This is a genomic window from Porphyromonas sp. (genome assembly GCF_030529325.1).
GTDB lineage: Bacteria > Bacteroidota > Bacteroidia > Bacteroidales > Porphyromonadaceae > Porphyromonas_A.
This window is the reverse complement of sequence record NZ_JAUMXC010000068.1, coordinates 1-7,429: the sequence shown is the minus strand read 5'-3', so window position 1 is coordinate 7,429 and position 7,429 is coordinate 1. Positions and strand designations below refer to the sequence as shown.

The 7,429-nt window shown below is 51.0% G+C and carries 5 protein-coding genes; 4 read left to right on the top strand and 1 reads right to left on the bottom strand.

From position 1 onward, the window contains the following. Window positions 1-125: 125 nt before the first annotated feature. Both Q4A14_RS08395 and Q4A14_RS08390 read left to right on the top strand, forming a co-directional pair. Window positions 126-1,073, top strand: coding sequence for a hypothetical protein (locus Q4A14_RS08395; RefSeq protein ID WP_303171390.1), 948 nt, complete (start codon window positions 126-128; stop codon window positions 1,071-1,073). Between the two features lie 10 nt (window positions 1,074-1,083). Beyond that, window positions 1,084-1,539 (top strand): DUF695 domain-containing protein, encoded by a 456-nt coding sequence (locus Q4A14_RS08390; protein WP_303171389.1) that lies wholly within the window; start codon window positions 1,084-1,086, stop codon window positions 1,537-1,539. A 168-nt stretch (window positions 1,540-1,707) separates the two neighbouring features. Here the strand turns inward: Q4A14_RS08390 and Q4A14_RS08385 are convergent, their stop codons facing one another. After that, window positions 1,708-3,060, bottom strand: coding sequence for an MATE family efflux transporter (locus tag Q4A14_RS08385; protein WP_303171388.1), 1,353 nt, complete (start codon window positions 3,058-3,060; stop codon window positions 1,708-1,710). A gap of 232 nt (window positions 3,061-3,292) precedes the next feature. On the opposite strand from Q4A14_RS08385, the gene Q4A14_RS08380 reads away from it, so the two are divergent. Beyond that, the gene (locus Q4A14_RS08380; protein WP_303171387.1) at window positions 3,293-4,924 is read left to right on the top strand and encodes a fumarate hydratase; all 1,632 of its coding nucleotides are present in this window, start codon (window positions 3,293-3,295) and stop codon (window positions 4,922-4,924) included. Window positions 4,925-5,057: 133 nt separating this feature from the next. Further along, window positions 5,058-6,998 (top strand): YgiQ family radical SAM protein, encoded by a 1,941-nt coding sequence (locus Q4A14_RS08375; protein ID WP_303171385.1) that lies wholly within the window; start codon window positions 5,058-5,060, stop codon window positions 6,996-6,998. The last annotated feature ends 431 nt before the right edge of the window (window positions 6,999-7,429 follow it).

The following is a 7,429-nucleotide window of genomic DNA, read 5'->3' as shown; positions in this document are numbered from 1 at the left end:
TAACACGAAAGATTCTGGCTCTTTAATTCGGGGTTCGAATCCCTGCGAGACAACTGAAACAAAAGTAGATGAGAGACCCGACCCGGATATACTTGGGTCGGGTCTCTTCTTGTATTATCTTATTTATGCTCAGTCCGATCCCTATGCATGTCTCTCGGATATTCAAAGACTATGCACTCCTGTGGTCCATGGTTGTAGGAGTCTTCCTCTCCCCATGGGCCTACAGATTGGCTTTCTTGCTGCCATACATCATGTTCATCATGCTGTCGCTGAGCTACACTCGTATAGCTCCGTCCGATGTCAAGATGTCGAGGGTGCACATCGTTCTCTTTGTGATCCAGTGGGTCTTCGGGGTCGGAGCCTATTTTCTCCTAAGGATTTGGGACGAGATTTTGGCACAGGGATTGGCACTTATCATCCTTACGCCGACAGCTGTCTCGGCCTCCGTCATCACGGCGATGATGGGTGGCAGTATGGGCTTTATCATTGCTTCTCTCATCATCGGCAATGTGACCATGAGTCTCCTTGCACCACCTTTGCTCTCTTCGCTCTATCCCGATACCGGACTTGGCTATCTCGCCACAGTGATGCAGATTCTCTCCAAGGTTTCCCTCCTCCTCATCATGCCTATCGTGCTTATTTGGGGGCTGAGGTATAGGATGCCTCGGATCCATGATGCCCTTTCCAAGAGAGCCGGTTGGACATTCTACTTTTGGTGTTTTTCCCTCGTCATCATCACTTCCAACACCATACGCTTCTTCAAAGAGCACCAAGAGCTCGATCTCAGATACGGTACCATCATCGCCTTGAGCGTCTTTGTCGTTTGCCTCCTGCTGTTTGTTATCGGACGAAAGACAGGCAAAGTCATGGGCATCCTTGCCGTCAATAGCGGTCAGGCTCTCGGACAGAAAAATACCGTGCTTGCGATATGGATGGCTCTCACGTTTATGAATCCCGTGGTATCTGTCATCCCTTCTTTCTACGTGATATGGCAAAATGTCGTCAATGCGATACAGCTGGCTCACTATCGTAGAGATACAGCTGCACAAACCCTCAATCCCCCCAAACTATAAACTTCAACCTATGGCAAAAGTCAATGATGAGATGATCACTGTCCTCCTCGAGGGCGAGCATGATCCGGACAAGATGCGTTTTCTCCTTGTTCGTAAAGAACTCCTGCCTCACTTGGAAACCGGCAAATATCCCTATCGGATAGAGGTGCGTTGGGCTTACGAGGGCGACGGAAAGGGTATGCCTCAGGAAGCTGTCGGAGCTCAGATGGAAGCCTTTGAAGAAGCTTTGCGACCACCTATGGAGCGCAACAAACTAGCCCTTCTCGCTTATGTCTCTACCGGAGAGGGCTTGAAAGAATGGTGTTTCTATACCCGCAACCTTAAAGCTTTCGGAGAGACCCTCAATGCCGCCCTTGCCGACTTGCCACAGTTCCCTCTCTCGTTTGAGGCCGATGAGGATAGGGAGGGAGAGATGTTCAGAGAAGTGCTTGAGATAGCACTCGATGCCGCGCACGACGAAGACTGAGCGGTACACTTCACCATCACAAGGCAACCCCTCGTATGTATTCCGACATATTCCCGATATACATACGAGGAGTTGCTTTTTTAGTCTTTGATGAGCTTGTTGGAAGAGGGATGAGGAGAGTCTTTCGGAGGGGACTTGCGTAGATATAGCTCTGTACGGAAGCCTTTTTTAGCTCTTTTGGGCTTCAAGTTGTCTCATGACTTTGCGGTAGCGGAAGTACAGCGTCACTCCAAGCGTGGTGAGACTGACCGGGAAAGCCATCCATACCCCCAGCACTCCCAATCCCATGGGAAAGGCCAGTACATACACCAATCCCAGCGCAAGGGGGATGTGGCATATTACGGCACTGACGGCCGTGAAAGAGACATCTCTCAGACCTCGTAAGGCATTGGCAAAAAGTATCTGCAATACATCTCCGTACTGATAGATCATCACGGGGATACAGAGCGTTGCCACGATCGATACGACTTCCGCATCTTCGGTAAATATCCTGCCGATGAAGTGTCGGGTGAAGAGCAGTACCAGCACCAGGCTCGAAGCCATGATCAACTGCAGGGTAAGACCCGTGAAGACGGTCGCCCTTATCCTCTGTATGTCACCTACTTCGTAGTACCTGCTCATGCGTATGGTCACTGCCGAAGACAGTCCGTAAAAGATCATGAAGCCCAATGTCGATATGACTGCAATGATCTGATGTGCTGCGAGTTCGAGCGATCCCAACCAGCCGACCATGATCACTGCAAGGCTGAACGATGCGGCCTCCACTCCCATCTGCAGAGCTATCGGCGCCCCGAGTCTGAAGAGGTGGGTAAATGCCTGTCTGTTGTACCTTTGTTGTCCTCTACACAGAGGATTGTACATGGCCTTACCGAGCTTTGGACGAGATATGTACCACGTCATGGCAACAAGACAGAAGACTCGTGCGGAGAGGGTAGCTATACCTGCTCCCGTAAGCCCGAGTTCAGGCAAGCCCCATTTCCCGAAGATGAGGAGATAGTTGAGGATGATGTTGAGGACATTGGATGTGAGCATGACTTTCATCGCAAGCGTCGCATGATCGATGCTGTCCGCATACTGCTTGTAGGCATTGAAGAGCATCACGATGATGATGGAGCAGGTCTGGATCGCATAGTAGGGACGGATGTACTCCGTGAGTTCGTCAGGTTGTCCAAACCACTCGAGATTGAAGCCCAACACGGCTATGATCACGGTGACAAGTATCCCGATGAGCCCGTTGGCAAGGAGGCTGTTGCCGAGCAGGAGTCCGAGCTTGTCGTTTCGGCTTGCAAATGCGGCGGAGATGAGGGGCGTGAGACCGTACGAAAAACCCAATCCGAAGATGAAGGCAAGGTTCATGAAGTTGTTGACAAACGAAGCCGCGGCGAGCTCGAGAGTGCTGTGGTGTCCCACCATGATGTTGTCGACGAAGCCCACAAGGATCACCCCGAGTTGCCCCAGCATGATCGGCAACCCGGTATTCAATATGTCTTTGGCATGAGTACAATATGCTTTGCTCGTCATATCTCTTTCTTTTTCAGGTCACAAAGATACAAACTTCTGTCCAACTCCCTTTCTCCGAACCTTCTTTCGCATATGCTGTGGAGGCCCTTTCACCGACCTTTTATATCATTATCCGACAGTTAGGGGTGTTAATCCATTATTTTGACTAAATTTGTGATTAAGAGCTGACATCAAGAGGGTTGGCTCGGATATACAACTCACTCTATTTACAACTCAAACATTCACTAAAGATATGCCTACAAAGGAATTTCAATATCAGGAGATGTTCCCCCTCGGAGAGGATACCACAGAGTATTACCTCCTTACGGATCAGTACGTGAGTACTTCCGAGTTTGAGGGCAAGGAAATTCTCAAAGTCGATGCTGAGGGCTTGCGTGTCCTTGCACGACAAGCTTTCCACGATGTCTCTTTTTATCTCCGTAAGGATCACCAGGAAAAGGTGGCTAAGGTGCTTGCCGATCCTGAGTCTTCTGAAAATGACAAGTTTGTCGCCCTCACCTTCCTCCGCAATGCCGAAGTCAGCGCCCTTGGCAAGCTTCCGTTTTGTCAGGATACAGGTACGGCGATGGTCCTTGGCAAGAAGGGGCAGCGCGTGTGGACGGACTGCAACGACGAAGAGGCACTCTCTCACGGTATCTATGACACCTACATGACAGACAATCTGAGATATTCTCAGAATGCGCCACTCGATATGTACAAGGAGATCAATACCGGGACCAATCTTCCCGCACAGATCGATCTCATGGCTACCGAAGGGGATGAGTACAAGTTCCTTTGTGTAGCAAAGGGCGGAGGCTCGGCCAACAAGACATTTCTCTTTCAGGAGACCAAAGCTCTCCTCAATCCCGAGACCCTCGTCAAGTATCTTGTCGAGAAGATGAAGTCCTTGGGTACGGCAGCCTGCCCACCTTATCACATTGCGTTTGTCATCGGCGGTACATCTGCAGAGACTTGTCTCAAGACTGTCAAGCTCGCCAGCACCAAGTATTATGACGGTCTTCCCGATACCGGAAACGAGGGCGGTCGTGCCTTTAGGGACAAGGAGCTTGAGGCTCGTCTCCTTGAGGAAGCCAACAACCTCGGTATAGGAGCGCAGTTTGGAGGTAAGTATTTCGCTCACGATATACGTGTCGTCCGTCTCCCTCGTCACGGTGCATCTTGCCCCGTAGGTATGGGTGTGAGCTGTTCGGCAGACCGCAACATCAAGGCCAAGATCAACAAGAAGGGTATATGGATAGAAAAGATGGAGACACAGCCGGGTCGTCTCATCCCCGAAGAGTACCGCAATGGGTTTGAAGGACAGGTGATCAAGATAGATCTCAATCGCCCTATGCCTGAGATCCTCGCAGAGCTGTCCAAGTATCCTACCGCGACACGCCTCTCTCTCTCAGGGACCATCATCGTTGGTCGAGACATCGCTCACGCCAAGCTCAAAGAGCGTATCGACAGAGGCGAAGGTCTGCCACAGTATGTCAAAGATCATCCTATCTACTATGCCGGACCGTCCAAGACTCCTGAGGGGATGCCTTCGGGCTCCTTCGGGCCTACGACAGCAGGCCGTATGGACTCATATGTCGATCTGTTCCAGTCTCATGGCGGTAGTTTGATCATGATTGCCAAGGGTAACCGCAGTCAGCAAGTCACCGATGCCTGCCAGAAGTACGGAGGTTTCTATCTCGGAAGTATCGGAGGGCCTGCGGCAGTCCTTGCTCAAGACAATATCAGGAAAGTCGAGTGTGTAGAATACCCTGAGCTCGGTATGGAAGCTATATGGAAGATCGAGGTCGAAGACTTCCCTGCCTTTATCCTCGTCGATGACAAGGGCAACGACTTCTTCAAGTCCCTCAAGCCGCTCAAGAAGTAAACATTACTCATCTTATAAGTTTTATCCCTGCATGATGTCCGGAAGGTCTCATGCAGGGATTTTTTTGTTATTTCTCCCAACTCCCTTAGGCTCTGATGGCTGTGCGATATTTTTTATCGTAACTTTGCACCCGATGAGTGAAAGGCAAGACTTGAAAAGGTGGTTGCCCATCTCCAAAAAGGAGGTGGAAATGCGCGGATGGGACGAACTCGACGTCATCCTGTTCAGTGGTGATGCATACGTAGATCACCCCTCATTCGCCGCTGCGGTCATAGGGCGCACCCTCGAAGCCGCAGGCTACCGCGTCGCCATCATCCCCCAGCCCAACTGGAGAGACGATCTCCGAGACTTCAAGAAGTTGGGCAAGCCACGACTCTTCTTTGGCGTCTCTCCCGGCAATATGGACTCCATGGTCAACCACTATACCGCTGCCAAGCGTCTCCGCTCTGAGGACGCTTATACCCCCGACCGTCGCAGCGATATGCGCCCCGATTATCCGAGTATAGTGTACAGCCGTATCTTGAGAGAACTTTTCCCCGACACCCCCATTATTTTAGGAGGCATAGAAGCATCCCTGCGTCGATTGACGCACTATGACTATTGGCAGGACAAGCTCCTGCCCGGTATGCCCTCGATGAGCGAAGCCGATGTCGTTATCTACGGCATGGGAGAGCTTCCCATTGTAGAGATTGCCCGACGCATAGAGAGAGGCGCTTCGGTTGCAGAGTTGAGAGACGTCCCGCAGATAGCCTTTACCATCCCTGCCGATCAGGTGACGGCACAAGACGGAGATATTACCCTCAACAGTCACGAAGACTGTCTCAAGGACAAGAAAAAGTACGCTGCCAATTTCCGTCATATCGAGGAGCAGAGCAATGCCATGCACGCTCGCAGGCTGTTGCAGAGAGTAGGGGATGAGACCATCATTGTCAATCCCCCTTACCCCATCATGACGACCGAAGAGATAGACCGCTCCTTCGATCTTCCCTATACTCGCACGCCACATCCTCGATACAAGGGCAAGGTGATCTCCGCATATGAGATGATCAAGCACTCGGTCAATATGCACCGGGGCTGTTTTGGGGGATGTGCGTTTTGCACTATTTCCGCCCATCAGGGAAAGTTCATCGCTTCACGTAGCGAACGCTCTATTCTCAACGAAGTCAAAGCTCTGACGCGTATGGAAGACTTCAAGGGATATATCAGCGATCTCGGAGGTCCGTCCGCCAATATGTACAAGATGCAGGGGCGCAACCTCAAAGCCTGTGAGCGTTGTCTCCGCCCCTCGTGCATCCATCCCGATATCTGCCCCAACCTCAATGCCGACCACCGTCCGCTCACCGAACTCTATCGTAAGGTAGATGCCCTGCCCGGTGTCAAGAAGAGTTTTATCGGCAGTGGGATCCGCTATGACCTCCTCATGCACGAGTACAAAGATGCCCGACTCTCTCAGGCAGCTGCGGAATACACCGAAGAGGTTGTGTCCAAGCACGTTTCGGGTCGTCTCAAGGTCGCTCCCGAGCACACTTCCGACAGAGTGCTCAACCTCATGCGTAAGCCTTCCTTTGAGCTTTTCAAGAAGTTCAAGCGGGAGTTTGACCGCATCAACGAAAAACACAACCTCCGTCAGCAACTCATCCCTTACTTTATCTCCTCGCATCCCGGATGCAAGGGCGAAGACATGGCCGAACTCGCACTCCTCACCAAGAGTCTCAATTTCAAGCTCGAGCAAGTCCAAGACTTTACCCCCACGCCGATGACTGTCGCCACGGTCATCTATTATAGCGGTTATCACCCTTACACACTCGAAAAAGTCTACACGGCCATCACCAAGGATGACAAGGATGCTCAGAGACAATATTTCTTTTGGTACAAGCCCGAGGAGCGCCCTCACATCGTCCGTTCGCTCAAAAAGATGGGGCGTCTCGACCTCATAGACAAGCTCTTTGGAGGGCAGGCGCAGCCCTCTCATCGCCCCAAGACCGAGCACAAGGGCGGTTCATCTGACAAGGGACGTCCAAAGGCGCACTCCTCCAAGCGCAACAGTACCACACCCCGACGCCGTTCACGTTGAGTAGGCTTTTCTTGCAGATTCCTTTCCGAATCACCTTTCCCATGACTTATCAGACCTTTGTCCCGTTTCCTCTCGGAGCGTGGAGTTTGCGTACCCCCGATCAACCACTCTTTACCCCACTTCTATACCCGTCTGTTACAGCACCTCTCAAAGGGGCTTAAAAAGGTTGTCTAACTTGACGCATCAAGTTAGACAACTTCATTCATCAAGTTTATATACAACTATTCGAGAAAAGAGCATTGGGGAGAGGATAGAAGGTAAGTACATGAGAATGAGATGGATTTGCTGTATTTCTCTATGTTTTACACAGAGGAATAAAATGCAGAAAATGTGGATTTATGCAGAAGTTCCGTTACCAAATCATTAGTCGATTTGTTGATTGGTAACGGTGAGGCAAAAGGAGGTAACCGAAGAGGGGGGTCGTCAGTTAT